Origin of the sequence: Achromobacter insuavis, assembly GCF_902859645.1 — a bacterium.
GTDB lineage: Bacteria > Pseudomonadota > Gammaproteobacteria > Burkholderiales > Burkholderiaceae_B > Achromobacter > Achromobacter insuavis.
Genome location: NZ_CADIJR010000006.1, coordinates 1 through 26,714 on the forward strand (window position 1 = coordinate 1; position 26,714 = coordinate 26,714).

Annotated in this window: 26 protein-coding genes; 20 read left to right on the top strand and 6 right to left on the bottom strand. The window is 69.2% G+C overall.

Annotated features, from left to right (window positions below; translation table 11 throughout):
* The 3 genes from H0523_RS05365 to H0523_RS05375 form a co-directional block, all read left to right on the top strand.
* On the top strand, positions 1-1,644 hold a 1,644-nt coding region (locus H0523_RS05365; RefSeq protein ID WP_371741518.1), incomplete at its 5' end, for an ATP-binding protein.
* A gap of 59 nt (positions 1,645-1,703) precedes the next feature.
* On the top strand, positions 1,704-1,913 hold the full coding sequence (locus H0523_RS05370) for a hypothetical protein (protein WP_156333309.1): 210 nt from the start codon (positions 1,704-1,706) through the stop codon (positions 1,911-1,913).
* 170 nt (positions 1,914-2,083) lie between these two features.
* On the top strand, positions 2,084-2,956 hold the full coding sequence (locus tag H0523_RS05375) for a DMT family transporter (protein WP_054431331.1): 873 nt from the start codon (positions 2,084-2,086) through the stop codon (positions 2,954-2,956).
* A 68-nt stretch (positions 2,957-3,024) separates the two neighbouring features.
* Here H0523_RS05375 and H0523_RS05380 read toward each other — a convergent pair whose 3' ends face one another.
* Entirely contained in the window at positions 3,025-3,906 is an 882-nt protein-coding gene (locus H0523_RS05380) for a hypothetical protein (RefSeq protein WP_054431332.1), read from the bottom strand.
* A 517-nt stretch (positions 3,907-4,423) separates the two neighbouring features.
* A complete protein-coding gene (locus H0523_RS05385; RefSeq protein ID WP_054431333.1) occupies positions 4,424-5,410 on the bottom strand; it encodes a Bug family tripartite tricarboxylate transporter substrate binding protein in 987 nt (328 codons plus the stop codon).
* A gap of 552 nt (positions 5,411-5,962) precedes the next feature.
* On the opposite strand from H0523_RS05385, the gene H0523_RS05390 reads away from it, so the two are divergent.
* From H0523_RS05390 to H0523_RS05435, 10 genes are all read left to right on the top strand, one after another.
* On the top strand, positions 5,963-8,878 hold the full coding sequence (locus H0523_RS05390; protein WP_054431334.1) for a monovalent cation/H+ antiporter subunit A: 2,916 nt from the start codon (positions 5,963-5,965) through the stop codon (positions 8,876-8,878).
* Positions 8,878-9,222: a Na+/H+ antiporter subunit C gene (locus H0523_RS05395; RefSeq protein WP_006227452.1), complete on the top strand. Its 345-nt coding sequence runs from the start codon at positions 8,878-8,880 to the stop codon at positions 9,220-9,222. Before H0523_RS05390 ends, H0523_RS05395 begins: the two co-directional genes overlap by 1 nt.
* The gene (locus H0523_RS05400; protein WP_054431335.1) at positions 9,219-10,850 is read left to right on the top strand and encodes a monovalent cation/H+ antiporter subunit D; all 1,632 of its coding nucleotides are present in this window, start codon (positions 9,219-9,221) and stop codon (positions 10,848-10,850) included. The genes H0523_RS05395 and H0523_RS05400 overlap by 4 nt, the downstream gene beginning before the upstream one ends.
* Complete coding sequence (locus H0523_RS05405; protein WP_054431336.1) at positions 10,850-11,332, top strand: Na+/H+ antiporter subunit E; 483 nt, start codon at positions 10,850-10,852, stop codon at positions 11,330-11,332. The genes H0523_RS05400 and H0523_RS05405 overlap by 1 nt, the downstream gene beginning before the upstream one ends.
* Positions 11,329-11,610, top strand: coding sequence for a K+/H+ antiporter subunit F (locus H0523_RS05410; protein ID WP_006394683.1), 282 nt, complete (start codon positions 11,329-11,331; stop codon positions 11,608-11,610). The genes H0523_RS05405 and H0523_RS05410 overlap by 4 nt, the downstream gene beginning before the upstream one ends.
* On the top strand, positions 11,607-11,945 hold the full coding sequence (mnhG, locus tag H0523_RS05415) for a monovalent cation/H(+) antiporter subunit G (protein ID WP_054431337.1): 339 nt from the start codon (positions 11,607-11,609) through the stop codon (positions 11,943-11,945). Before H0523_RS05410 ends, mnhG begins: the two co-directional genes overlap by 4 nt.
* 229 nt (positions 11,946-12,174) lie before the next feature.
* Positions 12,175-12,678, top strand: coding sequence for a hypothetical protein (locus H0523_RS05420; protein ID WP_231689845.1), 504 nt, complete (start codon positions 12,175-12,177; stop codon positions 12,676-12,678).
* Between the two features lie 106 nt (positions 12,679-12,784).
* Entirely contained in the window at positions 12,785-13,633 is an 849-nt protein-coding gene (locus H0523_RS05425; RefSeq protein WP_054431339.1) for an HAD family hydrolase, read from the top strand.
* Positions 13,634-13,643: 10 nt separating this feature from the next.
* Positions 13,644-14,135 carry a tRNA adenosine(34) deaminase TadA gene (gene tadA / locus H0523_RS05430; RefSeq protein WP_054431340.1) on the top strand — a complete coding sequence of 164 codons (492 nt, stop codon included), beginning with the start codon at positions 13,644-13,646 and terminating at the stop codon, positions 14,133-14,135.
* The gene (locus H0523_RS05435) at positions 14,132-15,187 is read left to right on the top strand and encodes an LD-carboxypeptidase (protein ID WP_054431341.1); all 1,056 of its coding nucleotides are present in this window, start codon (positions 14,132-14,134) and stop codon (positions 15,185-15,187) included. The genes tadA and H0523_RS05435 overlap by 4 nt, the downstream gene beginning before the upstream one ends.
* A gap of 36 nt (positions 15,188-15,223) precedes the next feature.
* Here H0523_RS05435 and H0523_RS05440 read toward each other — a convergent pair whose 3' ends face one another.
* From H0523_RS05440 to H0523_RS05450, 3 genes are read right to left on the bottom strand one after another with little or no spacing between them, the layout of a single operon-like run.
* Positions 15,224-16,822: a M48 family metalloprotease gene (locus H0523_RS05440; RefSeq protein WP_231689846.1), complete on the bottom strand. Its 1,599-nt coding sequence runs from the start codon at positions 16,820-16,822 to the stop codon at positions 15,224-15,226.
* On the bottom strand, positions 16,809-17,162 hold the full coding sequence (locus H0523_RS05445) for a hypothetical protein (RefSeq protein ID WP_054431343.1): 354 nt from the start codon (positions 17,160-17,162) through the stop codon (positions 16,809-16,811). Before H0523_RS05445 ends, H0523_RS05440 begins: the two co-directional genes overlap by 14 nt.
* 6 nt (positions 17,163-17,168) lie before the next feature.
* Entirely contained in the window at positions 17,169-18,776 is a 1,608-nt protein-coding gene (locus tag H0523_RS05450) for a CHASE2 domain-containing protein (protein ID WP_180180035.1), read from the bottom strand.
* Positions 18,777-19,035: 259 nt separating this feature from the next.
* Between H0523_RS05450 and H0523_RS05455 the strand changes: the two genes are divergently transcribed.
* The 7 genes from H0523_RS05455 (at position 19,036) to H0523_RS05485 (ending at position 26,199) form a co-directional block, all read left to right on the top strand.
* Positions 19,036-20,640 (top strand): ABC-F family ATPase, encoded by a 1,605-nt coding sequence (locus H0523_RS05455; protein WP_054431345.1) that lies wholly within the window; start codon positions 19,036-19,038, stop codon positions 20,638-20,640.
* 122 nt (positions 20,641-20,762) lie between these two features.
* A complete protein-coding gene (locus tag H0523_RS05460) occupies positions 20,763-21,980 on the top strand; it encodes an MFS transporter (RefSeq protein WP_054431346.1) in 1,218 nt (405 codons plus the stop codon).
* A gap of 113 nt (positions 21,981-22,093) precedes the next feature.
* The gene (locus tag H0523_RS05465; RefSeq protein ID WP_054431347.1) at positions 22,094-22,864 is read left to right on the top strand and encodes an ABC transporter ATP-binding protein; all 771 of its coding nucleotides are present in this window, start codon (positions 22,094-22,096) and stop codon (positions 22,862-22,864) included.
* A gap of 70 nt (positions 22,865-22,934) precedes the next feature.
* Complete coding sequence (locus tag H0523_RS05470) at positions 22,935-23,933, top strand: ABC transporter substrate-binding protein (RefSeq protein ID WP_054431348.1); 999 nt, start codon at positions 22,935-22,937, stop codon at positions 23,931-23,933.
* On the top strand, positions 23,930-24,703 hold the full coding sequence (locus tag H0523_RS05475) for an ABC transporter permease (RefSeq protein ID WP_049073452.1): 774 nt from the start codon (positions 23,930-23,932) through the stop codon (positions 24,701-24,703). The genes H0523_RS05470 and H0523_RS05475 overlap by 4 nt, the downstream gene beginning before the upstream one ends.
* Positions 24,704-24,711: 8 nt before the next feature.
* The gene (locus H0523_RS05480) at positions 24,712-25,527 is read left to right on the top strand and encodes a transporter substrate-binding domain-containing protein (protein WP_054431349.1); all 816 of its coding nucleotides are present in this window, start codon (positions 24,712-24,714) and stop codon (positions 25,525-25,527) included.
* Between the two features lie 84 nt (positions 25,528-25,611).
* Positions 25,612-26,199 carry an IMPACT family protein gene (locus H0523_RS05485; RefSeq protein ID WP_054431350.1) on the top strand — a complete coding sequence of 196 codons (588 nt, stop codon included), beginning with the start codon at positions 25,612-25,614 and terminating at the stop codon, positions 26,197-26,199.
* 32 nt (positions 26,200-26,231) lie between these two features.
* On the opposite strand, the gene H0523_RS05490 is transcribed toward H0523_RS05485, so the two are convergent.
* Positions 26,232-26,606 (bottom strand): thioredoxin family protein, encoded by a 375-nt coding sequence (locus H0523_RS05490; protein WP_006394697.1) that lies wholly within the window; start codon positions 26,604-26,606, stop codon positions 26,232-26,234.
* Positions 26,607-26,714 lie beyond the last annotated feature (108 nt).

The following is a 26,714-nucleotide window of genomic DNA, read 5'->3' on the forward strand; positions in this document are numbered from 1 at the left end:
CGCGCCCGCGCGCTGCGCGACACGCACGCCGCCGCCGCCGAACAGGCGCGCCAGCGGGTCGCCGCGGTGCAGGCGGTGGCCGACCGCCGCGACCTCGAACACCAGCTCGGCCAGCTGGCGCGCGACATCGAACGCCTGGACGGCGCGCTCGAAGAAGCCACCCGCCTGATCGAGCAGGGGTCGACCTTGAAGGCCGAGGCCGTGCGCATCGAAATCGCCGACGCCGACATCCTGGCCTTGCGCAAGAGCGAACGCGCGCTGGGCGACCTGCAACTGCGCCAGCAGGCCATCGCCACGCGCCTGTCGTATGCGCTCGATGCGGGCCGCGAGGTCCGGCTCGATGGCGCCACGCTGGTCGGCAGCGGCGAGTTGTTGCTGACCGCCGCGGCCGAACTCGAGCTGCCCGGCCTGGGCCGGCTGCGCATCGCGCCGGGCGGCCAGGACCTGCCGGCGCTCAAGCGCGAACTGGCCGACATGCAGGCGGCCAGCGCGGCCTTGCTGTCGCGCCTGGGCGTGGCCCACGCGGCCGAGGCCGAGGAACGCCACGCGCGCGGCATCGCCTTGCAGCGCGAACTCGAAGCCATGCGCAAGACGCTGGCGATCCATGCGCCCAAAGGCGTGGACGCATTGCGCGGCCAACGCAACGAAGCCCAGGCGCGGCGCGCGCAACTGGCCGAGCGATTGGCATTGCTGCCGCCGGCGGCGGAGGCGGACGACGTCGATGCGCCCGCCGCGCGCCAGGCGTTGCGCGATGCCGAGGCCAGCGCGGCGCAGGCCGAGCAGGACCTGGCGGCCGCGCAGCGCGCGCTGGATGCCGACAGCGCCCGTGCCCAGTTGCTCGAAACCCAGGCCGCCGCGCGCGGCGCCGACCTGCAATCGGCGGAACGCACGACGCAGCGCCAGGCCCGCGCCGGCCGGCTGGCCGAGGCCCGCAGCGGCCACGACCTGCTCGAACAACGCCTGCGCCAGGCGCAGGCCGCCCTGGAAGCGTTGCGGCCGGAACTGCTGGAGCAGGACGCGCAGCGCTACGAAAAGTCCGCCGCCATCGAACGCGACGCCCAGCACAAGCGCCACAGCGAGATCCAGCAGTTGCTGGGCAAGCTGGAGCAGGCCGGCGCGCAGGGCCTGGGCGAACGCTTGTCCGAGGCCGAGGCCGCCTGCGAGCGCCTGCAGCGCCGCCGCGACGAATTCCAGCGCCGCGCGCAGGCGCTGGAGCTGCTGTCCACCTTGCTGGCCGGCAAGCGCGACGCCGCCACCCAGCGGCTGCAGGCGCCGCTGGCGCGCCGCCTGAGCCACTACCTGGCGCTGCTGTTCCCCGAGTCCGCGCTGCGCCTGGACGAGGCGCTGCTGCCCGCGGCCCTGCAACGCGCGGGCGGCGAGGATCCGCTGGACGCGCTCAGCTTCGGCACGCGCGAACAATTGGGCATCCTGGCGCGCTTCGCCTACGCCGACCTGCTGCGCGAGGCCGGACGGCCGACGCTGCTGTTGTTGGACGATGCGCTGGTGCACACCGACGACGACCGCCGCGACCTGATGAAGCGCGCGTTGTTCGATGCCGCCACGCGCCACCAGATCCTGATGTTCACCTGCCATGGCGAGGCCTGGCGCGACCTCGGCGTCGAGCAGCGCCGCATCGGCGCTTGACGCTGGCGCGCCGCGCCGGTAGCCTACACGGGTTCATCACCGAACCCGACGCGCTTCACATGCCCGACTTCACGCCTTCCGCCGAATCCGCCTTCGCTGCCCGCGCAGCCGGCGCCGGCGTGCGCGCAAGCCTGCGGCACGGCGTGTCGCCTCCCGTTGTTTCTCCTGTCGTCTCGACGGTCGTATCGCCGCCGGTGGCTTCGCCGCCGTGCGATGTCGTCGTCGGTGTCGCGGGCGCCTATCCGCCCGTGGTCGCCGTCGTCGGCTGACCGCCCCTCACTTCCCGCTCCCGCCTTACCGCCTGGATCCGCCGCGCTGATGCGCTGATGCGTTTGCGTTCGCGCCCGCCCGCCGCGCGTCCACGCCTGATCCGTTCGCGCGCCGCAAGACGCGCGCACGCCGCGGGAGCCTGTTCCATACCCGACAGGTAGAAATCTTCATGTCTTTCAATCGCAATGCGTGGGCCGCCTACGGCTCCACTTCCTTGTTCGTGCTGCTGTGGAGCGGCGGCGCGATCTTCGCCAAATGGGGCCTGGCGCACGCCTCGGCCTTCGGCTTCCTGCTGCTGCGCTTCGTTCTGGCGCTGGCCGTGCTGCTGGTGATCTGCCTGGCACGGCGGCGCTGGCTGCCGGCTCCCGGCACGCGCGGCATCGTCGCGCTGACCGGGTTGCTGCTGATCGGCAGCTACTCCATCTGCTATCTGCTGGCGCTGGACCACGGCATCACGCCGGGCGTGCTGGCCACGCTGCTGGGGGCGCAACCCATTCTGACCCTGGCGCTGCTGGAGCGCCGCTATCCGCCCCTGCGGCTGGCGGGCCTGCTGCTGGCCCTGTGCGGACTGGCGATGGTGATGTTCCAGAGCATCGGCATGGCGCGGTTCTCGATGGCCGGCATGGCCTTCGCGTTCGCGGCGCTGGCCAGCATGACGGCGGGCGCCATCCTGCAAAAGCGCGTGCGCCAGGCGCCGATGGACGTGATGCCGCTGCAGTACGTGGTGAGCCTGGCGCTGTGCCTGCTGTTCGCGCCGTTCCAGCCGCTGCACGCGGATTGGAGCGTGGGCTTCGTGCTGCCGCTGCTGTGGATGGGCCTGGTGATCTCGGTCGGCGCGACGCTGCTGTTCTACCGCATGATCCAGTCCGGCAACCTGGTCAACGTCACCAGCCTGTTCTACCTGGTGCCGGCCGGCACCGCGGCGCTGGACTACCTGGTGCTGGGCAACCGCCTGTCGCTGCTGAGCCTGGGCGGCATGGCCGGGATCCTGCTGGGCCTGATGCTGGTGTTGCGCACGCCGGCTGCGCGGCCGGGCGGCTGACATCTGCCGGGGTGGGGCTGATTGCCGCGCGGCCCGTCGCGCCAGGCGTTGCGACGGCGCTGTACGTGCTACGCGTGCGCGGTCTCTTCCTGGCCGGCCCAGTGGCCGCTGACCAGTTGCGCCGGCCGTTCGCGGGCCTGGACCCGGGCGCAGACCGCCCAGGCGTCCAGGCGCACGTTCAGGCCGGCATAGACGCCGTGGCCGTCGCCGGCCTCGATCCGGCCGTTGGCCTGCACGCCTTCGCCGGCGCGGATCGAGCCGTCGGCGCGGATGTCTTCGCCGGCGATCAGGCCCCAGCCCGCGGCCAGGTGGCCGCCGCAGGCGATGGCGGCGCCGGCCTGGATGCCGCAGGCGGCATCGATGTCCTTGGCGGCCTGCACGCCGCCGCCGGCCTTGATGCCCTGGCCGCACTTGAGGGCGCCTTGCACTTGCACGTCCTGGCCGGCCCGCAGGTGGCCGGTCACGGCCAGATCCTGGCCCGCGCAGATGTCCCACTTGGCGCGCAGGTTGCCGCGGCAGTCGAAGGCGGCGGCGACCTCGATGCCCCATTCGGCGGACACGTCGCCGCCCGCGCGCAGGTCGCCGGCGCTGGCGATGTTGGCGCCGGCAATGATGTTCTCGCCCGCCACGATCGATTCGCCGGCGCGGATGCCGCCGCCGGTGACGATGCTGCGCCCGGCCCGCACCACGCTGTCGACGTTGATGCCCATGCGCACCTCCAGCGTGCCGGCGAAGACGATGGCGTGGGCGTCGAGCGTGTCCAGCTTCAGCACGGCGTCGGTCGGACCGAACTGATCCAGCAGCCAGCAGGCGTCACCTACGCGCCCGTCGGCCACCAGGGCATCGAGGACGGCCTGGTAGTCCCCCTGTCCGTTGTGGTCGCGCAGGAACCATTTGTAGCCGCCCGCGCAGGGGTTCTTGGCTTTGACGAATTTCTTGGTGAGTTGCATGGCGTTCGGTGGCAATCAAGGCGTGGTGCCGCCCGCCGGTCATAGTCGGCGCGCGGACGGAAAACGTGGCAAGACCGCCCGGCCATGCGGCAGGGCGGTCGCGCCGGCCGGCCTCGAACCGCGCCGCGCGCAACAAAGGTACGGGCGTGCAGGCGGCCGGCGGCGGGCCGGTGACGGAAAGCGGGAAGGGGGGATGCCGGCGATTAGCCGGGCTTGGAACGCGCGTAGGCGGAACGCGCGGCGACTTCCTGCGAGCTCAACAGGGTCGAGCGCAGGGCGCAAAGCACGCAAGCGGTGTCGGAAGGATGGGAGAAATCGATTCGCACGGACGAAATGGTAGCAGAGCGCGGGCGCGTCATCTGCCCGGCGATCGCCGATGTGGCGTGGGACTGTCCGAATCTGGCGCCGCGCAGGGTGCGCATTGTGCCGGCGGCCTCGGAAAGGGCCCGCCGGCACGGCGTGGCGGCGGGCAGACGGACTGGAGCCCGGGTCACGCGGCGAGGCCGCGCGACAAGCCTCAGTTCGTCGACTGGATGTTGCGTTCCTTGGCGATGCGCTGGCGCAGCTCCAGTTCGCGCTTGATCTGGGCGGCGTATTCGGCCGGCGTGTTGCCGTCGACCAGCGAGCCGCCGTCGGCCAGGCGCTGGATGATCTTGGGATCCTTCAGCGCCTTGACGGTGGCGTCGTGGATGCGGTCGATCACCGCCTGCGGCGTGCCGGCGGGGGCGACCAGGCCGTACCAGGCCATGTTGTCCATTTCCGGCAGGCCGCCTTCGGAGAACGTGGGCACGTCCGGCAGGGTGGGCAGGCGCTTGGGCGCGGCCACGGCCAGGGCGCGCAGCTTGCCGGCCTGGATGTGGGGCATGGACGAGGGCAGGTTGTCGAACTGGGCGTTGACCTGGCCGGCGATGACGTCGTTCAGGGCGGGGCCCGAGCCGCGGTAGGGCACGTGCACCATGTCGGTCTTGGTGAGCGACTTGAACAGCTCGCCGTCCAGGTGGCCGATGCCGCCGGCGCCGGACGAGGCGTAGCTGTACTTGCCCGGGTTGGCCTTGAGCAGGGCGATGAACTCGGCCATGGTCTTGGCCGGGACGGCCGGGTTGACCGTCAGCACGTTGGGCACGTTCACCATGTTGGTGATGGGCGCGAAGTCCTTGAGCGGGTTGTAGGGGTTCTTGGGGTTGGTGGCCGGGTTGGTGGCCATGGTGCTGACGGTGGCCACGCCCAGCGTGTAGCCGTCCGGGGCGGAACGGACCAGCGCGTCGGCGCCGATCGAGCCGCCGCCGCCGCCGCGGTTTTCCACCACCACGGCCTGGCCGAGTTCGCGGCCCAGGCCTTCGGCCACCACGCGGGCGACGATGTCGGTGGTGCCGCCGGCCGCGAACGGCACGATCAGGCGGATGGGTTTGTTGGGGTAGGCGTCAGCGGCGTGCGCGGCGCCGCTGAGGCAGAGGCCGGCGAGGGCGGTGGCCAGGACGGCCTTGGCTTGGGACAGCACGGTCAAGAGTCTTCTCCATATTATTGAAATCCGAGCCGGCCGGCTTCGTTGGCCGGCGTCGGTGAAGCGCGCCGGACCCGGATGCCGGCCGGCCGTCGCTTCGTGGGCGCCATTCCACACAGTTATATGGAACCGGTCAATCGGTATTCCCCCTGCGTTCCGTGTGGGTATTTTTACCCCGGCGGAAGCCGGCCCGAAGCGCGACGATGACGCAAAAAAACGTATGCTGACAAGAACTTGAACGAAATTGGGGCCGGTCATCGATGCGTAATGATTGCGCAGCGATCATGTCGTCATCCCCCAGGTACGCGCATAAATCTCTGCATAACTTACAAGAATCTGATATTTTTCGGATGAGATTCTTGGCCGGTCTTGCAAGAAAACTATTGCGTTTGTTTCTGTCCGCGCCGTTCAATGGGCGTTGGTTGATGTCCCCGCGGGGCAACGTGTAGTGCAGCGACGCACCGGGCCAGGGTTCCGTCCGTTTTTCAATCCCCGGTCTGTTTCGTCTCTCGCTGCTGCGCTGGCGGGAGGGGGCCCGGACATTCTCGGAACGCCATGTCGCTGATACTGATCCTCGCTCTGCCGTTCGCCGGCAGCCTGTGCGCCGCGCTGCTGCCTTCCAACGCCCGCAATGCCGAGGCCTGGTTGGCGGGCATCATCGCCCTGGCCTGCGCGGTTCTGGTCGCCAGTCTCTATCCGCAGGTCGCCGGCGGCGGCGTGGTCCGCGTCGACATTCCCTGGGCGCCCGCCCTGGGCCTGCAGTTCACCCTGCGCATGGACGGCTACGCCTGGCTGTTCGCGCTGATCGTCTCGGGCATGGGCGCGCTGGTGGTGCTGTACGCGCGCTACTACATGTCGCCGGAAGACCCGGTGCCGCGCTTCTTCTCGTTCTTCCAGGCCTTCATGGCCGCCATGCTCGGCGTGGTGCTGTCGGGCAACCTGATCCAGCTGGTCATGTTCTGGGAAATGACCAGCCTGGCTTCTTTCATGCTGATCGCCTACTGGCACCACCGCCTGGACGCCCGCCGCGGCGCGCGCATGGCGCTGACGGTGACCGGCGCCGGCGGGCTTTGCCTGCTGGCCGGGGTGCTGATCCTGGGCCACATCGTCGGCAGCTACGACATGGACCGCGTGCTGGCCGCCGGCGACGTGGTGCGCGCCGACCCCTGGTATCCGGCCGTGCTGGTGCTGGTGGCGCTGGGCGCGCTGACCAAGAGCGCGCAGTTCCCGTTCCATTTCTGGCTGCCCAACGCCATGGCCGCGCCCACGCCGGTGTCGGCCTACCTGCACTCGGCCACCATGGTGAAGGCCGGCGTGTTCCTGCTGGCGCGTTTCTGGCCGGTGCTGTCCGGCACCGACGAGTGGTTCTGGATCATCGGCGGCGCCGGGCTGATCACGCTGGTGCTGGGCGGTTACGCCGCCATCTTCCAGCAGGACATGAAGGGGGTGCTGGCGTATTCGACCATCAGCCACCTCGGCCTGATCACGCTGCTGCTGGGGCTGAACAGCTCGCTGGCGCTGGTGGCGGCGGTGTTCCACATGGTCAACCACGCCACCTTCAAGGCCTCGCTGTTCATGGCGGCCGGCATCGTCGACCACGAGACCGGCACGCGCGACCTGAGCCGGCTGTCCGGGCTGTACAAGGCCATGCCGATCACGGCCACGCTGGCCATGGTGGCGGCGGCCTCGATGGCCGGGGTGCCGCTGCTCAACGGCTTCATCTCCAAGGAAATGTTCTTCGCCGAGACCACCTTCGTCAGCGGCGACTGGATCACCAAGGTGGGCCTGCCGCTGGCGGCCACGGTGGCGGGGGCCTTCAGCGTGGCCTATTCGCTGCGCTTCATCCTGCAGGTGTTCTTCGGCCCGCCGGCCACCGACCTGCCGCGCGCGCCGCATGAGCCGCCCGGCTGGATGCTGCTGCCCAGCGGCCTGCTGGTGCTGATGTGCCTGGTGGTGGGCATCCTGCCGGGCGTGACGCTCGGCCCGTTCCTGGCCACCGCCGCGCAGAGCATCCTGGGCGCCGATATGCCCGAATACAGCCTGGCCGTGTGGCACGGCGTCAACCTGCCGCTGGTGATGAGCTTCGTGGCCATGACCTCGGGCGTCATCCTGTACCTGGCGCTGCGCGCGCACCAGCGCGCCAACCCCGGCCGGGTGCCGTTCATCTACCGCCTGGACGGCCGCCGCTCGTTCGAGACGCTGCTCGACGGCTCCAGCGTCGCCGCCGCCTGGCTGCTGCGCTGGCTGGCCTCGTCGCGCCTGCAGGTGCAGATGCTGCTGATCGTGCTGGGCACGCTGTTCGTGGCCTGGCTGCCGTTGCGGGCAGGCGGCTGGCTGGAAGGCGCCGGCCGTCCGGCCGCGGTCGATCCGGCCTTCGCCCTGCTGTGGCTGGTGGGCTGCGTCTGCGCCGTGGCCGCGGCCTACCAGGCCAAGTACCACCGCCTGGCGTCGCTGGCGCTGGCCGGCGGCGCGGGCCTGGTGACCTGTCTCACGTTCGTCTGGTTCTCGGCGCCCGACCTGGCGCTGACGCAGCTGTCGGTCGAGGTGGTGACGCTGGTGCTGCTGCTGCTCGGCCTGCGCTGGCTGCCGCGCCGCATCGAGCAGGACGAGGACGAGGGCCTGGGGGCGACCCTGCGCGCCCGCGGCCGCCGCCTGCGCGACCTGCTGATGGCCACCGCCGCCGGCACCGGCATGGCGGCGCTGGCGTACGCGGTGCTGGTGCGGCCGCAGACCGACACGATCTCCTCGTATTTCGTCGACCGCGCGCTGCCCGACGGCGGCGGCACCAACGTGGTCAACGTGATCCTGGTGGACTTCCGCGGCTTCGATACCTTTGGCGAAATCACGGTGCTGGGCATCGTGGCGCTGACGGTGTACGCGCTGCTGCGCCGCTTCCGGCCGGCCGCCGAGAGCGCCGACCTGCCGCGCCAGCAGATCGACCAGGACGGCCCGGTGCCGGCCGCGCCGGACATCAAGACGATCGTGCCGACCGGCCCGATGATGGTGCCGACGGTGCTGGTGCGCCTGCTGCTGCCGACCGCGGCGCTGATTTCCGTGTACTTCCTGCTGCGCGGCCACAACCAGCCCGGCGGCGGCTTCGTGGGCGGGCTGATCTTCGCCACGGCCGTGATCCTGCAGTACATGGTGGGCGGGGTCTACTGGGTCGAGTCGCGCAGCCGGCTGAACCCGCAGAACTGGATCGGCATCGGCCTGCTGTTCGCCGGCACGGCGGCGGTGACGGCCTGGCTCGCCTACAAACCGTTCCTGGCCGCGCTGGCCTGGGACATCGCCTTGCCGCTGGTGGGACACGTGCACCTGTCCAGCGTGCTGCTGTTCGACCTCGGCGTCTACATGCTGGTGGTCGGGTCCACCGTGCTGGTGCTGGTGGCGCTGGCCCACCAATCGCTGCGCGCACAACGCAAGGCTGCCGCCGAAAGCCAGGCGGCCGCCGCACAAACGGGGGAAGCCTGATGGAATTGATTTACGCCGTCGCGATCGGCGTCCTGGCGGGCTCGGGGGTCTGGCTGCTGCTGCGGCCGCGCACCTTCCAGTTCATCATGGGCCTGTCGCTGGTCTCATATGCGGTCAACCTGTTCATCTTCGGCATGGGCCGCCTGACCTCGGGCCGGCCGCCGGTGGTGGACCCGGCCATGGCCCATGATCCTTCCTGGTACGCCGATCCGTTGCCCCAGGCGCTGGTGCTGACGGCCATCGTGATCGGCTTCGCCACCACCGCGCTGTTCCTGGTGGTGCTGCTGGCTTCGCGCGGCTTGACGGGCACCGACCACGTCGATGGACGGGAGTCCCAATCTTGAGTTTCTGGCTGCAACATCTTCCCGTATTGCCCATCATCACGCCGCTGCTGGCCGGCGCCGTGATGCTGATGCTGGGCGACACCCGCCGCTACACGCGCGGCGCGATCGCCATGCTGTCGACGCTGGCGCAGCTGGCCGCGGCCATCGCGCTGTTGGCGGTCGCCGGCGGCGCCGTGCCGGACGTCTGGCCGCATGGCGTCGGCGTCTACCTGGTGGGCGACTGGCCCGCGCCGTTCGGCATCGTGCTGGTGGTGGACCGCCTGGCCGCGGTCATGCTGACCCTGACCGCGGTGCTGGGCCTGGCCTCGCTGACCTACGCGCTGGCGCGCTGGGACCGGGCCGGGGTGCATTTCCATTCCCTGTTCCAGTTCCTGCTGATGGGCCTGAACGGCGCCTTCCTGACCGGCGACCTGTTCAACCTGTTCGTGTTCTTCGAGGTGCTGCTGGCCGCGTCCTACGGCCTGTTGCTGCACGGCTCGGGCGTGGCGCGCGTCAGCGCCGGCCTGCAGTACATCGCGGTCAACCTGGTGGCCTCGTTCCTGCTGCTGATCAGCATTGCGCTGATCTACGGCGTGAGCGGCACGCTCAACATGGCCGACCTGGCGCTGCGCGCCGGCAACCTGACCGGTTCCGACCGCATGCTGTTCGAGGCCGGCGCCGCCATCCTCGGCGTGGCCTTCCTGGTGAAGGCGGGCGCCTGGCCGCTGAACTTCTGGCTGGTCAAGGGCTACGGCTCGGCCGGCGCGCCGATCGCGGCCATGTTCTCGATCATGACCAAGGTCGGCATCTACGCGCTGCTGCGCATCGGTTCGCTGCTGCTGCCGACCGGCGCGCCGGCGGCGTTCAGCCTGGACTGGATGTTCGCGGCCGGCCTGGCCACGCTGCTGTTCGGCGGCCTGGGCCTGCTGGCCACGCAGCAGCTCGAGAAGATGGTGGGCTATTGCGTGATCGTCTCGGCCGGCACGCTGCTGACGGCGCTGGGCATGCCCGGCGTGACGCTGACCGGCCCGGCGCTGTTCTACCTGATCAGTTCGGTGCTGACCACGGGCGCGTTCTTCATGCTGGCCGAACTCATCGAACGCACCCGCAGCTTCGGCGCCAACGTGCTGGCGGTGACGCTGGACGCGTTCGACCTAGACGACCCGGCCTCGGTGAATCGTTCCGACGACGTGGTCGGGGTGGCGATTCCGGCGGCCATGGCGTTCCTCGGCCTGGCCTTCATCTGTTGCGCCTTGCTGGTGACCGGGCTGCCGCCGCTGTCCGGCTTCGTCGCCAAGTTCTCGCTGCTGTCGGCGGCGGTTTCGGCGGCCAACGAGTCGGCGCCGCCGATGGACGCCTGGATCCTGGTGGCGGCCGTGCTGGTGTCCGGCCTGGCGGGGCTGATCGGCCTGGGCCGCACCGGCATCCGCGTGTTCTGGGCCAGCGACGATCGCAGCACGCCGCGCCTGCGTGTGATCGAGGCGGGGCCGGTGGCGGTCCTGCTGCTCTTGTGCGTGGGCCTGGCGGCGGGCGCGGGCCCGGTGTCGGCCTACCTGGATGACGCCGCGCGTTCGCTGGACCAGCCCAAGAGCTATATCGACGCCGTCATGTCCGCGCAGACGGTGCGCGCCACGCTGGGAGGAAACTGATGCGCCGCCTCTATTTCCTCTTCCTGCCGGTATTCCTGTTCGTCCTGTGGCTGGTGCTGAACGAGAGCCTGTCGGCCGGCCAGATCGCGCTGGGCGTGGCGCTGGCCCTGTGGTTCACCTGGGCCGCCTCGCGCCTGCGGCCGCTGAGGGCGCGGCCGCGCCGTCTGTGGAAGGCGATTCCGCTGTTCTGGCACGTGACGGTGGACATCATCAAGTCCAACATCGCGGTGGCCAAGCTGATCCTGAATCCGCGCCGCAATGATTTCTCGCCCGGGTTCATCAAGATCCCGCTGACCATGCGCGATCCGCATGGCCTGGCGATGCTGGCCTGCATCGTCACCTACACGCCCGGCACCGTCTGGGTCGAACTGGGCGATGACCACCGCCTCAAGCTGCACGTGCTCGACCTGCAGAACGAGGAAGACTGGGTGCGCCTGGTGCAGGACCGCTACGAGCGCCCCTTGATGGAGATCTTCGAATGAACGCCATACTCTACTGGGCGGCGTCCTTTGCCCTGGTGTGCTTCGCGCTGGGCATGGTGTTCGCCGCCATCCGCCTGCTGCGCGGCCCCACCGCGCAGGACCGCGTGCTGGCGCTGGACACGCTCTACATCAACGGCATGCTGACCATGCTGGTGTTCGGCATCCGCTCGGGCACGTCGGTGTACTTCGACATCGCGTTGCTGATCGCGCTGTTCGGTTTCGTGGGTTCGACCGCCATGGCCCGCTTCCTGCTGCGCGGCGAGGTGATCGAGCCATGATCGACAATCTTCCCCTGTGGGCCAGCATTCCGGCCAGCGTGCTGCTGGTGCTGGGCGGCCTGCTGGCGCTGACCGGCTCGGCCGGGCTGCTGCGCTTTCGCACCTTCTACGCCCGCATCCACGCGCCCACGCTGGGCAACACGCTGGGCTGCGGCTGCGTGCTGGCGGCGTCGATCCTGGTGTTCTCGGCGCTGTCGTCGCGGCCCGTGTTCCATGAAGTGATCATCACGTTGCTGCTGATCGTGTCGTCGCCGGTGACGGCGATGCTGCTGATGCGCGCGGCGGTTTACCGTAACCGTTTGACCAAGGCCGACGCCGACCTGGACGCGAGGTAGCGGGCAGGGCGGCGCCGGGTACACGGGGACGTATCGGCGCTTTTTCGGGGACGAATTGCGTTGGCGCAATGAATATTGCGTCGCAGCATCGGAAACTTCGGCTTACGATTGCACGTTGCTGGACATGTCCCCGTCGTGTCATCGTGGGATAGTTGTATCAAGCAGACGGTGCCGGCCCAGCCAGGCCCGCGCCGTTCGGGTTCAATCCTCTTTCTCCAAGGAGCTGGCCATGAATGTACGTCCCATGCACACCAAACGCCTTGCGGCATCCCTTTGCGCGGCTGGCCTGATGCTGGCCGCGGGAGCGGCCCAGGCGGCCGATCCGATCGGCCGCGCCGGCATCCAGGCGCAATATGAACAAGATGTGGCGGCTTGCAAGAACGGCAGCACCGGCCAGGAGCGCACCGCCTGCATGCGCGAGGCGGGCGCCGCCCGCGAGGAAGCCAACCGCCAGCGCCTGAGCGACGGCACCACCGACCAGCACCAGCAGAACATGCTGGACCGCTGCAATCGCCTGCCGGCCGATTCGCGCCAGGACTGCATCACGCAGATGACCTCTCCGACCCAGGTGCGCGGCAGCGTGCAGGGCGGCGGCGTGCTGCGTGAAACCGTGATCCAGGTGCCGGCTGGCACCGCCGGCACGGTGCCGCCGCCTCCGCCGCCGGTTGGCGCGCCCGGCATGGCGCCCGCGCCGGGCATGGCGCCGCCGCCGCCCGCGCCGATGCGCCAGTAACGGGCGATCGATGGCGCCAGGGGAGGGGCGATGCGTCCTTCCCCGCGCCCCGGCCGCCGCCACAATCAGGCAAAATGGCGGCTGTCGCCTTTACTTACGCATATCCATGTCCGACGTCATCGCCCTGATTTTCGACTTCGACGACACGCTGGCCTCGGACAGCACGTCCGGTTTCCTGGACAGCATCGGGGTGGACACGGCGTCCTTCTGGAAAGACCAGGTCGATCCGCTGCTGTCCAACCAGGACTGGGACCCGGTCCCGGGCTATCTCTACCAGATGATCCAGCTCTCGCGCGAGGGCAAGCATGGCCTCATCACGCAGCAGCGGCTGCGCGACTGGGGCGCGCGTCTCGAACTGCACGATGGCGTGGTCACGCTGTTCCAGCGCCTGCGCGCCGCGGTGCGGGCGGCGCAGCCGCAGGTGCAGCTGGAGTTCTACCTGATCTCCAGCGGCATCGGCGACGTGGTCCGCTCCACGCCCATCGCGCACGAGTTCACCGAGATCTGGGCCTCCGAATTCACCTACGGCGCCGACGGCGGCATCGAGTTTCCGCGCCGCATCGTCAGCTTCACCGACAAGACGCGCTACCTGTTCCACATCCAGAAGGGCATCATCGGCCGCGATTTCCGCAACAAGCCGTTCGAGGTCAACCGCAAGGTGCCCGAGGACCGCCTGCGGGTGCCGTTCGACCAGATGGTGTTCGTTGGCGACGGCTACACCGACATTCCGTGCTTCTCGCTGATCCGGCGCGCCGGCGGCTACGCCTTCGGCGTCTGGGATCCGAAGCACCGCGACAAGCGCAGCCGCGCCTGGGGCTTCATCGAGGAAGGCCGGGTGTCGAACCTGAACCAGGCGCGCTACGACGAGAACGCCGAGCTCTACCAGTGGCTCGAAGAGGCCGTGACCAGCCTGGCCGGCCGCATCGCGCTCAAGTCGCGGGTGTACCGTGGTTGAGCCGATCGCCATGGCGGCCGTGCCGCCCTGGACCGCGCAGGACGCCGAATTCATGACGCTGGCGCTGGAAGAGGCGCGGGCGGCCTATGACATCGGCGAGGTGCCGGTGGGCGCGCTGGTGGTCTCGGCCCAGGGCGACATCCTGGGGCGCGGCTACAACCGCACCATCATCGACCACGACCCCACCGCGCATGCCGAGATCGTCGCCCTGCGCGGCGCGGCGCGCGCCCTGGAAAACTACCGGCTGCCGGGCATCACCGTGTACGTCACGCTGGAGCCCTGCGTCATGTGCATCGGCGCCATGCTGCATGCGCGCCTGGCGCGGGTGGTGTTCGGCGCCTACGACCCCAAGACCGGCGCCTGCGGCAGCGTGCTGGACGTGGGCTCGGTGCCCAAACTCAATCATCACACTTCAGTCACCGGCGGCGTGCTGGCGGAACCCTGCGGCGAGCTGCTGCGCCGGTTCTTCCGCGAACGCCGCGCCAAGGAATCCATCGCATGAGCAACACCCGAGGCGCCAAGGCGCGCGGCGCCAGGGCGGCCGCCGCCCCGGCGCATGACCACGCCAGCCACGCGCACGACCACGATCACGAATGCGGCGAGGCCTGCGGCCACGACCACAGCCACGACCACGAGCCGGGCCACGTCCACAGCTTCCCGGACGCGCGCGGCATCTACCTGATCTCGCCGTCGTCGGCGGTGCGCGACCCGCAGACCGTCGAGCTGGCGCGCGAGCGCCTGGCCGCGCAGGGCTTCAAGACCGCGCTGGACCGCACCGCGCTGGCCGAACACCAGCGCTTTGCCGGCACCGACGCCCAGCGCCTGGCCAGCCTGACGCGCGCCGCCAAGCAGAAGCTGCCGATCGTCATGGTGACGCGCGGCGGCTACGGCATGGGCCGGCTGCTGCACCTGGTTGACTGGAAGGCCATGGCCGACAGCGGCAAGCGCTTCGTCGGCATGAGCGATTTCACCGCCTTCAACCTGGCGCTGCTGGCGCAGACCGGCGCAGTCAGCTACACCGGCGCCACCGCCATCTACGACTTCGGCGGCAAGAAGGTCGACGACCTGACCGAAGCGCTGTTCGGCGAAGTGATGCGCGGCGAGCTGGAAATCCTCAGCTTCGAGACCCAGGACGCCGACCCGGTCGATTGCCGCGGCATCCTGTGGGGCGGCAACCTGGCCATGCTGGCCTCGCTGATCGGCACCCCGTACATGCCGAAGGTGCGCGGCGGCATCCTGTTCCTGGAAGACGTGGCCGAGCACCCGTACCGCATCGAACGCATGCTGATCCAGCTGTGGCAGGCGGGCATCCTGGGCAAGCAGAAGGCCATCGTGCTGGGCCGCTTCTCGGACTACAAGCTGGCGCCGCACGACAAGGGCTACGACCTGCACGAGGTGGTGGCCTGGCTGCGCAAGACGGTCAAGGTGCCGGTGGTGACCGGGCTGCCGTACGGCCACGTGGCCACCAAGGCGACGCTGCCGATCGGCCAGAAGGTCGGCATCGCCACCGAAAAGGGTCTGGCCCACCTGGTGCTGGACGAACACCATCATTGACGCGGGCGGGCCGCAAGGCCCGCCGCGTGGCGTGCTTCACTTCTTGAACAGCCTGTCGACCAACGACTGCGCCTTCTGCTCGCCGCGGCGCTTGGCCTCGGCCTGCTCGGCGGGTGTCTGCGCGGCTTTGTTGCAGGCGCCGGCATAGCTGGGAAAGCGCGACGCGCATTCCTGCGCCAGCTTGCGCGCCCTGTCCCAGCTGTCGGTCTGCCCGTAGAAGGCAATGGCCTCCGGCCAGGCCAGGCCGGCATCCTTGAAATACTCGAAGCCCTGGTTCATGACCGCGGTGGCGGGTGCGCGCTGGCCCGAGCCCAGCAGATTGTTGGCGCGCAGGACATAAATGCGCCAGGCGCGGTCGCCCTCGGATTGCAGGTTGCGGTCCAGCAGGGCGGCGGCGCGGGCGGACGGCTTGCCGGGTTCGCCTTGCGCCATGCTTAGCGCCAGCAACGGCAACGCCTGCTGTGCGGTCGGGCCGGAGGCGGCCTGGGCCGCGAGCTTGCGCGCCTGGACATAGTCCTGCGCCTGCAGCGCCTGTTGCGCGGCGTTGGCGCTCTGATAGTTCTTCAGCACGGTGGCGCTGCGACGTTGCGCGCGCGCCTTGTCCCACGGCGCGATGGTGGCCGCGGGGCGAGGCTTGCCGGCCATCAGCGGCGTGACCTGCCCGGTCAGCGAGGTCAGCCGCGCTTCGGTGCTGGGATGGCTGACGGTCAGCTTTTTCCAGATGTCGTCCAGGCCATTGCGCAGGTCTTCGCTGGCGCCAGCGAGGCCGGAGCTCAGCGACGCCTGCATCTCGGTCAGCGGCGCGACCTGGTTGCCCGAGGCCTTGGCTTGCTTGCGCGCATCCTGCGCGGCGGCCTGCTTGATCTGCTCGACCATGCGCTTGCGGTCTTCTTCCTGGATCCTGGCGTTGTCCGTTTCCCAGGTGGCCTGACGCTCCAGGAAGGCCTTGAACCCTTGCGTGTAGGAATAGCCCAGCCGCAGGCTGACGGTGGCGCCGAAGCGATCGGCGTTTTCCTCCTGCTGCCGGTTCCAGGCGGGGACCAGCACGTCCTTGCCGAAGGCATAGGAAGCGATCACGCTGTCCACCGGGCTCCAGCCCGTCGCGCTGCCGGCCTTTTGCGCCAGGGCCACGCCCAGCGCCGCCAGCGTGGCGACCTGGTCGCTGGTCGTATTGGCCGCTTCCAGCTGGTGATAGTCCAGGTAGATGTGGCCAAATTCGTGCGACAGGATGGCGACGATCTCGTCCTCGGACTCCGCGGACGACAGCCATCCGATCGACAGGTAGATATTGCCCGCGCCGGTGCTGTAGGCCTCCAGCGCCGGGGAAGCGGTGACGTACACCGCGCCTGGCCAGCCGGGCACGCCGGCGGCATCCTTGATACGGCCGAGCAGGCCGTTCAGGTAGCCCTGCATCTCGGGCATGGCAACCAGGCCCATGTGTTGCGCGCGCTGATTGCGAGCGTCGCGGTCGGCGTCGGGCCACTTGCGGTCGGTGGGGGCGGGCGGCAATTCCCCGGTCTTGAACGACAGGCCGGCGCCGGGCATGTTGGCACAGCCAGCCAGGACCATCGCCAGGGTCAGGGCCGCGAGGCGGGGCGCGTGATGGAAGGGCATCGCCATGTCAGCGGCAGGCATTTTCGCCGGCGCCGGCGGTGGAGCCGGTGGGACCGGGCACGCGCTTGACCACCGGGCCGCACTGCGCCGACGAATTGCGCGCCACGCGCACCTGCATGCTGTCCACCCAGTAGTCGGCGCCGTTCACCTTCACCCGGTAGAACTCTTCGCGGCTTTCCAGTACCGGCCACGGCATGCCCTGGCCATCGGATTGGGCGGCCGGCGTTCCGCCGCCCGGCTGTGCATAGAGCGGCAGCGGCTTGAGGCTGGCGCCGACGATCTGGTCGGCCGCCAGGGCCGGCGCGCCGTACAGGGCCAACGCCGCGAGGGCGGCGGCAATCATGGAGGAAGGCTGGATCATGCGGTTCTACTCCTGAGGTTTGGCGGAAGATTGCGGCGGCGCCGGGGGCGGGGTGGTCGCGTCCGCCTTGGGCTTGCCGCCGAGAAACTTGGTGACGGTGTCGGTCCAGCCGAGCCAGTGCGCGGCCAGCGCCATGACCGCCAGGTCGACAATGGGCAGGGTGCCGACGTCCACCCATTCCTGCGCGATCAGCACGATGTACATGACCACCAGCGAAGACAGCAGGATGGAGGCCGCCTTGCCCAGTGTCAGCGCCAGCGCGATCAGCAGCTTTTCCGCGACCTTGCGCGCCAGCCAGCGGCGGCAGGCGCGATCGGCGCAGATGGCGCGCAGCAGGCGCAGGCGCGTCAGCGGGCCGCGCGCGGCGCCCAGCGCGATCCACCGCGCGGGCCGCTGCGGCAGCATCTCGGTGCCCTCGGCCGGGGGCGTCGCCGCGGTCAGCCGCCATGATTTCGGCGGCACCAGCCAGCGTCTGGTCCAGCCATTGATTTCGCGCAGTTGCACGACCAGCCACTGGGCCAGCCAGTGCAGGAAGTGCGCCGCCATGACGATGGGGATGCCCAGCAGCCACAGGATGTTGGGTGGCCAGATTTCCCATTCCAGCGCGCGCTTGTAGTGGTCCCGGTAGGTCAGCAGGTTGTCCAGCGCCATGGCGTGCATGAAGACCCCGGGGATCACGTCGTGCACGGGCGACAGCACAGTGTCGTTGAAGCCGCTCAACGCCGCGCCGATCATGACGTAGCGGTCCGTGAGCAGGTCCTCCAGGCGGGCCTGGTCGGTATCGGCGGCGCGCAGTTCGGACAAGGTCAGCGTGCGGGTGTAGGGGCAGATCGGCTTGCTCGCCTCGGGGCCGTACAGCAGCCTGCGCACGTAACCCGGCAGCATTTCGGGATAGCCGCCGCGCGCCAGGCGGCAGTCGGGCGAGAAAGGCCGCTGGCCCAGGTTGTCGACACCCCAGGTCAGGGCCATGGCCTCTTCGCCCTTGGGCAGCGCGATGCCGGCCACGTCCTGCGCCATCGCCAGCGCGGCGCTGCGCGTGTCGCCGTCGGACCAGAGCGGATAACTCCACACCAGCCGGTCGACCTTGCTGGCCGAATAGCGCACGTCCACCAGGGTGAAGCAGGGCGGCTGGCCGGCCGGCGTGGCCAGGCCCGCGCGCAGCCGCAGTCCGCCATCGTCGCCAGGCAGCGCGGCCAGGAACACCGGCACGCCGGCGTCCCGCAGCTCGCACAGGGCAGAGACCAGCTCCGGCAAGGTCGGGTCGTCCCTTTCGCGGCCGAAGGTGATGTCAAGGAAGATGGCGCGGGGCTTGTGGATCAGGCCGATATTGCGCAGCCAGCGGGCATGCGTGCGGTAGGGGACGGGCCAGGCGCCTTTTTGCGGATCGAGCGAATCGTCGTCGATCAGCACCACGGTGGTGTCGTTGCGATGCGCGGGACTGTAATAGCCGCCCACCAGCCGCGCCTGCAGTCGGGCAATGGCGTAGGTCAGCAGATCCGAACTGGGCGTCAGTCGGGGCGTCGCCCACAACATGGTGATCGCGACCAGCGCGGCGACGATCAATGAGCGGAAATAGAACTTGACGTTTCCGGAAGGCGGGGACGAATCGGTCACGGGACGGCGGCTAGGGGTTGAGTCAGCCTCCATGGCCCGGCGGGCAGGAAGCGCGCGTGTCGAGGGCGCAATGGTACCCGATTTAATACAAATTTTTACTTTAAGACAACAAATGGCACTCGACGCCAGCCCGTGCGCCACGCCCGTGCGCTTGCGTGGCAAGCTCCGGACAGATGGGCTTGGTACACTATCGGGTTTCGCCGCATCCGCTTTGGCCGCTGCGCGACCTCAAAACCAAGATTCCCCCCAAGACACCACCGTGATATCCACCGCCAATCTCACCATCCAGTTCGGTCCCAAGCCCCTTTTCGAGAACGTCAGCGTCAAGTTCGGGGAAGGCAACCGCTACGGGCTGATCGGGGCCAACGGGTCCGGCAAGTCGACGTTCATGAAGATCATCGGCGGCGACCTGGAGTCGTCGGCCGGCAACGTCTCGCTGGAGCCGGGCGTGCGCCTGGGCAAGCTGCGCCAGGACCAGTTCGCCTTCGAGGACCTGCGCGTGCTGGACGTGGTGATGATGGGCCACACCGAGATGTGGGCCGCGATGTCCGAGCGCGACGCGATCTACGCCAACCCGGAAGCGTCGGAAGACGACTACATGCGCGCGGCCGACCTGGAAGCCAAGTTCGCCGAATATGACGGCTACACCGCCGAAGCCCGCGCCGGCGAGCTGCTGCTGGGCCTGGAAATCGCCGTGGACCAGCACAACCTGCCGATGCGCGAAGTGGCGCCGGGCTGGAAGCTGCGCGTGCTGCTGGCGCAGGCGCTGTTCTCGAACCCGGACGTGCTGCTGCTGGACGAACCGACCAACAACCTGGACATCAACACCATCCGCTGGCTGGAAAGCGTGCTCAACAGCTACCAGAGCACGATGATCATCATCAGCCACGATCGTCACTTCCTGAACCAGGTCTGCACCCACATGGCCGACCTGGACTATGGCGAGATCCGCATCTACCCGGGCAACTACGACGACTACATGCTGGCCTCGACCCAGGCCCGCGAACGCCTGGTGGCCAACAACGCCAAGGCCAAGGAACGCGTCACCGAACTGCAGGACTTCGTGCGCCGTTTCGCCGCCAACAAGTCCAAGTCGCGCCAGGCCACCTCGCGCCTCAAGCAGATCGACCGCATCAAGGCCGAGCAGGTCGTGGTCAAGCCCTCGTCGCGCCAGAACCCGTACATCCGCTTCGAGCAGAACAAGGTCATGCACCGCCTGGCGGTCACGGTCGAAGGCCTGTCCAAGTCCTACGACGCGCCCGTGATCCGCAACTTCTCGGCCATGGTCGATGCCGGCGAGAAGATCGCCATCATCGGCGCCAACGGCGTCGGCAAGACCACCTTGCTGCGCCTGCTGGCCACCGACCTGGCGCCGGACGCCGGCAGCGTCAAGTGGTCGGAAAACGCCGACCTGGGCTACATGGCCCAGGACGTGTCGGATCAGTTCCTGCAGACCGACATCAACCTGCTCGACTGGATGGGCGACCATCGCCAGCCGGGCGACGACGACCAGTCGATCCGTTCGGTGCTGGGCCGCCTGCTGTTCTCGGCGGACGACCTGCCCAAGGCGCCCAAGGTGCTGTCCGGCGGCGAAAAGAACCGCATGACCTTCGGCCGCCTGATGCTGGGCCGCCACAACGTCATGCTGCTCGACGAGCCGACCAACCACCTGGACATGGAATCGATCGAATCGCTGCAGTTCGCGCTGGAAAAGTACGAAGGCACGCTGGTGTTCGTCTCGCACGACCGCGAATTCGTGTCGGGCCTGGCCACCCGCGTGATCGAGATCCTGCCGTCGGGCGAGATCGTCGACTACCGCGGCGGCTACGAAGACTACCTGTCCTCGCGCGGTATCGAAGCCTGATCCCCCAAGCCTGATCCCCGCATCGAGGCGGCTGGCCGAATCCCGTTCAGCCAGCCGCAATCCTGCTGGGCTATCATCCGGGTAAACCCTGGCCCGTTGCGCCAGGTTCCACCCCGTCAGCCATGCCTCCCACACCTCATACCACGCCCGATGGCCAGCCCATCGGGACGTTCGCGTTGACCTCGCGCATCGTCGCGATCGCCTTTTTCACCTTCATCTGTTACCTGGCCATCGGCCTGCCGCTCGCGGTGCTGCCCGGCTACGTGCACGGCCAGCTCGGTTACGGCTCGGTGCTGGCGGGGCTGGCCATCAGCGTGCAGTACGTAGCCACGCTGCTGAGCCGCTCGCACGCCGGCCGCATGGCCGATACGGTCGGACCCAAGCAGACCGTGGTGATCGGCATGGCGGCCTGCGCCGCCAGCGGCGTGTTCCTGCTGCTGGCCTATGCCTTTGAGCGCAGCGCCTGGCTCAGCCTGGGCGCCATCATCGTCAGCCGGCTGGCGCTGGGCTTCGGCGAAAGCTGGGTCGGCACCGGCTCGGCCACCTGGGCGATTGCCCGGGTCGGCCCGCTGCACACGGCGCGGGTGATCTCCTGGAACGGCATCTGCACCTACGGCGGGCTGGCGCTGGGCGCGCCGCTGGGCGTCTACCTGGAAACCGAATGGAGCATGGGCGCGCTGGGCGGCGCGGTGCTGCTGCTGGGCCTGGCCGGCCTGGGGCTGGCGCTGGCGCGGGCCGCGGTGGCCATCGTCGGCGCGCATCGCATGGCCTTCAAGAGCGTGGTGCTGCGGGTGTTCCCGCACGGCATGGCGCTGGGGCTGGGCTCGGTCGGCTTCGGCACGCTGGCGGCCTTCGTGGCGCTGTACTACGCCAGCTTCTCGTGGGAGGGCGCGGCGCACGCGCTCAGCGCGTTCGGCTGCGCCTTCATCGGCGTGCGCCTGCTGTTCGCCGGCACCATCACGCGCTTTGGCGGCTTCAAGGTGGCGCAGGTGTCGTTCCTGGTCGAGGCTGCCGGCCTGGCGCTGCTGTGGCTGGCGCCCAATCCCACCGCCGCGCTGGTGGGCGCGGCCCTGACCGGCTGCGGCTTCGCGCTGGTGTTCCCGGCCATCGGCGTCGAGGCCGTGGCGCGCGTGCCGGCCGGCAGCCGCGGCGCCGCGCTGGGCGCGTATTCCGCCTTCCTGGACCTGGCCCTGGGCGCCACCGGTCCGGTGGCGGGCTACATCTCGGGCGGCTTCGGCTATCCGGCGATCTTCCTGGCGGCGGCGATGTCGGTGCTGCTGGGCTTCCTGATCGCGTTCGGACTGCAGCGCCACGCCAGCCGCGCGCAGGCGGCGGCCTGAGGTGCTTTGTTTATAACCACAAGTCTTAAGAACATTCGATATTGATCGTTTGGATTCATATAACGAATTGTTAGATTAGGCCCGTTCCCCAACGCGCGCCCACGATTCGTTCCATGAACCTGACTTTCGACCACGTCCACAAGCACTTCGGCGACCTGCCGGTCGTCGACGGCTTCACCAGCGAATTCAAGACCGGCGAGCTGGTCGCGCTGGTCGGCCCGTCCGGCTGCGGCAAGTCGACCCTGCTGCACCTGGCCGCCGGCCTGGAAAAACCCACGCAAGGGCAGGTGCTGGCCGACGGCAAGGCCGTGACGGGCCCGCATCCCAGCCGCACGCTGGTGTTCCAGGAACACGCGCTGTATCCATGGCTGACGCTGGAAGACAACGTGGCGCTGGCGCTGGAATTCCAGAAGACCCCCAAGAAGCGCGCCCGCGAGGCGGCGCGCGAGTGGCTGGCGCGCGTCAGCCTGGCCGGCTTCGAGCACTATTACCCGCATCAGGTGTCCGGCGGCATGCGCCAGCGCGCCGCGCTGGCCCGCGCCTTCATCGCGCAGCCGCAGACCATGCTGATGGACGAACCCTTCGGCGCGCTTGACGCGCTGACGCGCCTTGCGCTGCAGGACGTGCTGCGCCAGCTGATCGCGCAGGAAAAGCCCACCGTGCTGCTGGTGACCCACGACGTCGACGAGGCGCTGTTCCTGGCCGACCGCATCGTGGTGTTCAGCCCGCGTCCGGCGCGGGTGCTGCGCGAATTCAACCTGGCCCATCGCGCCAAGAGCCACGACCTGTCCGACCTGGCCGCCGAGAAGCGCGAGATCCTGCGCTTGCTGGGCATCGCCGTCGACGGTTCGTCGGCCCACGCCGACCTGGCGCTGGCGGCCTGATTCCCTGATTTTCCGGTTTACGGACGGCGCCACCGGCGCCGGCCATCCTCGATTCCCTGGAGCTTTTCCCATGAAATTCAAGCAATGGCTGTCCCTGCCGCTGGCCGCGGCGCTCCTGGCGGCGGCGCCCGCCATGGCCGCCGAGAAATTCCGCGTCGGCTACCTGCGCGTGATGGACGATGCGCAGGCCATCGTGGCGCAGGAGGGCGGCTACTACAAGAAGGCCGGCCTGGATTCCGAGCTGATCGAGTTCAAGTCGGGCACCGACCTGATCAAGGCCATCGTCGGCGGCCAGCTGGACATCGGCGTGCTGGGCTTCACCAATGCCGTGGCCTGGGCCTCCAAGGGCGCGGACCTGAAGGTGGTGGGCGGCGCGCAGCAGGGCTACCACTCGCTGATCGTGCGCGACGATTCGGGCATCAAGGACATCGCCGGCCTGAAGGGCAAGACGCTGGCCTCGCAGGCCGAGGGCAGCACCGCCGACGTGGTGCTCAAGGGCGTGGTGCTCAAGCAGGGCAACCTGGACGCGGACGACGTCAACGTGATGGGCGTGAGCCCGGCGGTGGCGGTGCAGTCGCTGGTGGGCAAGCGCGTCGACGCGGCCTTCCTGTTCGAACCCTACGACCGCATCGCGCAGCTGGTGGCGCCGGTCAAGCAGATCTACGAAGTGGGCCAGGCCTGGCCGTTCCCGTGCATGGTGGTGATCACCTCGGGCGAGACGCTGGCCAAGCGCAAGGATGACGTCTGGAAGGCGCTGGACGCGCAGAACCAGGCCATCGCGCTGCTGCAGAAGGAACCGGCCCAGGCCTCCAAGCTGATCGCCTCGTACTTCATTGCCGAGCCCACGCTCAAGACCCTGAGCCGTGGCGAGCTGCCGCGCGAGACGGTGATCGCCGAGGCCATCAGCACGCAGGTGTTCACGCCCAAGCTGACCGAGAAGGACACCAAGCGCATGCAGGAGATCGCCGACATCCTGCAGGCCCAGGGTTCGCTCAAGACGCGCGACGGCAAGCCGTACGACGTCTCCAGCATCGTCGACCTGTCCTGGCAAGAGGCTCGCAAGCTTTGAGCGCATCGACCCGTGTGACCGGCGCCCGCAAGCATCTGGCGGGCGTGCTGGGCGTCCTGTTCATCCTGGCGCTGTGGCAGGCGGCGGCGTTCGCCTTGCCCGACTTCCTGATGCCGGGCGTGCCGGCGGTGCTCGAACGCCTGTTTGAAGACCTGGGCAAGCAATCGTTCCACCAGAGCCTGATGGGCACGCTGGGCCGGCTGGGCGCGGGCTACGGCCTGGCGCTTGCGGCGGGCATCGGCTTCGGCCTGGTGGCGGCGGTGCTGTTCTTCTTTCGCGAAGTGCTGCGCAGCGCCATCGTCATCCTGCAGTCGATTCCGTCGATCGCCTGGGTGCCGCTGTTCCTGATCGTGATGGGCTTCGGCAGCACGCCGATCATCGTGGTGGTGGCGCTGTCGGCGTTCTTCCCGGCGGCCCTGAGCGTGATGAACGCCACCGAGTCGGTGCAGCGCGTGCACGTCTCGGCCGCCCGCGTCATGGGCGCCACGCCCTGGGGCCTGGTCAAGCGCGTGTACCTGCCGGCCGTCATGCCCGAGCTGATCACCGGCGCCCAGCTGGCGTTCGGCAACGCCTGGCGCGCGCTGATTTCGGCCGAGATGCTGATCGGCTTCGGCAAGGGCCTGGGCCGTTCGCTGGCCTATTCGGGCGAGATCGCCGACATGACCGGCGTGATGACCAACATCCTGGTCATCGCGGTGCTGGCCGCGCTGATCGACCAGTTCGTGCTCGAGAACCTCAAGCACCGGCTGCTGCGCTACCAGTACGTGTGAGGCCAGGGATGCGGCGCGCGTTTTGTCTCCTGATCGGCGTATCGGCCTTGCTGTCCGCGGCTAGCGGCGCGGCGCCGGCCGACGGCCTGGCGGCCGCGCGCCAGCGCGGCGAGCTGGTGGTGGGCGTGCCGTACCTGGCGCCCGCGCCGGCGGCCGGCGCCAAGATCCGCACCCCCGAAGGGCTGGACCTCGCCATGGCCGAGAAGCTGGCGCAGGATCTGGGCCTGCCGTTCAGCCTGCGGCAGGTGGCGGCCGCCGACGCGGCCCGCCTGCTGGCCGCCGGCGAGGTCGACGTGGTGCTGGCCGACCGCGCGCAGCCGGGGCAGGCGCTGCCCGCGTCGCTGGCGGCGGTCGCCACCGGCTACGCCGCGCGTCCCAAGGCCGTGATCCGCAGCGATACCCGCATGCGCCAGGGCAGCGATGCCCGCGGCCGCAGCGTCTGCATGGCCGAGGCCGCCGTCGGCGCGCAGGCGCTGGCCCGCAGCTGGGGCGCGGTGGTGCGCACCTACCGCGTGCCGTCGGACGCGCTGGTGGCGGTGCGCGAAGGCGGCTGCGACATCGGCCTGGTCGACGACGCGGTGTGGGAGCCGCTGATGCGCTTTCCCGAATGGAAGAAATTCTCGGCCACGCTGGGCGCCGACGGCGCCCGCCAGGAACGCGTGTGGCTGCTGCCGGCGGCCGACACCGCCACGCAGGCCTGGCTCGATGCGCGCATGCGCGAATGGGCGCGGGCCGGCGCCTGGAAGGCCCTGCCGGCCAAGTGGGCGCGCGACGTGGCCTTCGACGTCTACCTGGACCAGGAAGTCGCCGACTGCCACGGCTGAGGCCCGCGCGCCGGAGCCGTCCGTCCTGGCCGCGCCAGGCGCGGCCGGGGTCCGGCCTGGATCCGGCCCTTACAATGCCGGGCTATGACCACCACCTTGACCGCTGTCTGCTCGCACGAGGAAGACATCAAGAAAAGCCGCTTCGTCGCGCATGCCGCGCCCGTCTCCAGCATCGACGAGGCCATGGCGTTCTTCGCGGCGCACAGCGACCCCGAGGCCACCCACAACTGCTGGGCCTACCGCATCGGCCAGGAATACCGCTTCAATGACGATGGCGAGCCCGGCGGCACGGCCGGACGCCCGATCCTGCAGGCGATCGAAGGGCAGGGCATGGACCGCGTGGCGGTGCTGGTGGTGCGCTGGTTCGGGGGCGTCAAGCTGGGCGCCGGCGGGCTGGTGCGGGCCTATGGCGGTTGCGCCGCCAACTGCCTGCGCAACGGTCCGCGCGCCGAGATCGTGGACCTGGCCACGGTGGCGTGCGCCTGCGGCTTCGCCGAGCTGCCGCTATTGAAGTCGCGGCTGGCGCAGGCCGGCGCGGTGATCGTGCAGGAGGATTTCAGCGCCGACGGCGTGGCGTTGCGCTTCACGGTGCCGCGCGACGCCGTGGCCGACCTGGAGATGACGGCGGCCAACATCACGCGCGGCCGCTCGGCCTGGGAACAACTGGCGTGAAAAACACAAGGGCCCCGAGGGGCCCTTGCGCATCACGCGTCCTGGCTGTCCTGGGCCGCGGCGATTTCCTGGTGGACCTTTTCCATGTCCACTTCCTTGATCTTGGCAAGCAGCTCATTGAGCTGGCCGCCCGACAAGGCGCCCGGTTGCGAGAACAGCAGGACCTTTTCACGGAACACCATCAGCGTGGGAATCGAACGGATGCCCAGCGCGCCGGCCAGTTCCTGCTCGACGTCGGTGTTGACCTTGGCGAACGTGACGTCCGGATGCTCGGTGGCGGCCTGCTCGAAGACCGGGGCGAAACCGCGGCACGGGCCACACCAGGGCGCCCAGAAGTCCACGATCAGGGTGCCGTCCGGCGTGATGGCTTCCTGGAAAGTGTCTTTGGTCAGTTCAACAATACTCATTTTGGATCCTTGCCGCTGGCGCGGCGCAAAAAGTCGATATCAGCGGCGCGGGGGAGGCATGCCCCGAACCGGATTCGGCGACGCGGTATTGCCGGTCCTGCCAGTCCA

What these genes read in the sequence shown, in the direction of transcription:
- H0523_RS05370 (WP_156333309.1), top strand. Translation starts at nt 1,704, where the DNA reads ATGCCCGACTTCACGCCTTCCGCCGAATCCGCCTTCGCTGCCCGCGCA.
- H0523_RS05375 (WP_054431331.1), top strand. Translation starts at nt 2,084, where the DNA reads ATGTCTTTCAATCGCAATGCGTGGGCCGCCTACGGCTCCACTTCCTTG.
- H0523_RS05380 (WP_054431332.1), bottom strand. Translation starts at nt 3,906, where the DNA reads ATGCAACTCACCAAGAAATTCGTCAAAGCCAAGAACCCCTGCGCGGGC.
- H0523_RS05390 (WP_054431334.1), top strand. Translation starts at nt 5,963, where the DNA reads ATGTCGCTGATACTGATCCTCGCTCTGCCGTTCGCCGGCAGCCTGTGC.
- H0523_RS05395 (WP_006227452.1), top strand. Translation starts at nt 8,878, where the DNA reads ATGGAATTGATTTACGCCGTCGCGATCGGCGTCCTGGCGGGCTCGGGG.
- H0523_RS05405 (WP_054431336.1), top strand. Translation starts at nt 10,850, where the DNA reads ATGCGCCGCCTCTATTTCCTCTTCCTGCCGGTATTCCTGTTCGTCCTG.
- H0523_RS05410 (WP_006394683.1), top strand. Translation starts at nt 11,329, where the DNA reads ATGAACGCCATACTCTACTGGGCGGCGTCCTTTGCCCTGGTGTGCTTC.
- mnhG (WP_054431337.1), top strand. Translation starts at nt 11,607, where the DNA reads ATGATCGACAATCTTCCCCTGTGGGCCAGCATTCCGGCCAGCGTGCTG.
- H0523_RS05420 (WP_231689845.1), top strand. Translation starts at nt 12,175, where the DNA reads ATGAATGTACGTCCCATGCACACCAAACGCCTTGCGGCATCCCTTTGC.
- H0523_RS05425 (WP_054431339.1), top strand. Translation starts at nt 12,785, where the DNA reads ATGTCCGACGTCATCGCCCTGATTTTCGACTTCGACGACACGCTGGCC.
- tadA (WP_054431340.1), top strand. Translation starts at nt 13,644, where the DNA reads ATGGCGGCCGTGCCGCCCTGGACCGCGCAGGACGCCGAATTCATGACG.
- H0523_RS05435 (WP_054431341.1), top strand. Translation starts at nt 14,132, where the DNA reads ATGAGCAACACCCGAGGCGCCAAGGCGCGCGGCGCCAGGGCGGCCGCC.
- H0523_RS05440 (WP_231689846.1), bottom strand. Translation starts at nt 16,822, where the DNA reads ATGCCTGCCGCTGACATGGCGATGCCCTTCCATCACGCGCCCCGCCTC.
- H0523_RS05445 (WP_054431343.1), bottom strand. Translation starts at nt 17,162, where the DNA reads ATGATCCAGCCTTCCTCCATGATTGCCGCCGCCCTCGCGGCGTTGGCC.
- H0523_RS05460 (WP_054431346.1), top strand. Translation starts at nt 20,763, where the DNA reads ATGCCTCCCACACCTCATACCACGCCCGATGGCCAGCCCATCGGGACG.
- H0523_RS05465 (WP_054431347.1), top strand. Translation starts at nt 22,094, where the DNA reads ATGAACCTGACTTTCGACCACGTCCACAAGCACTTCGGCGACCTGCCG.
- H0523_RS05470 (WP_054431348.1), top strand. Translation starts at nt 22,935, where the DNA reads ATGAAATTCAAGCAATGGCTGTCCCTGCCGCTGGCCGCGGCGCTCCTG.
- H0523_RS05480 (WP_054431349.1), top strand. Translation starts at nt 24,712, where the DNA reads ATGCGGCGCGCGTTTTGTCTCCTGATCGGCGTATCGGCCTTGCTGTCC.
- H0523_RS05485 (WP_054431350.1), top strand. Translation starts at nt 25,612, where the DNA reads ATGACCACCACCTTGACCGCTGTCTGCTCGCACGAGGAAGACATCAAG.
- H0523_RS05490 (WP_006394697.1), bottom strand. Translation starts at nt 26,606, where the DNA reads ATGAGTATTGTTGAACTGACCAAAGACACTTTCCAGGAAGCCATCACG.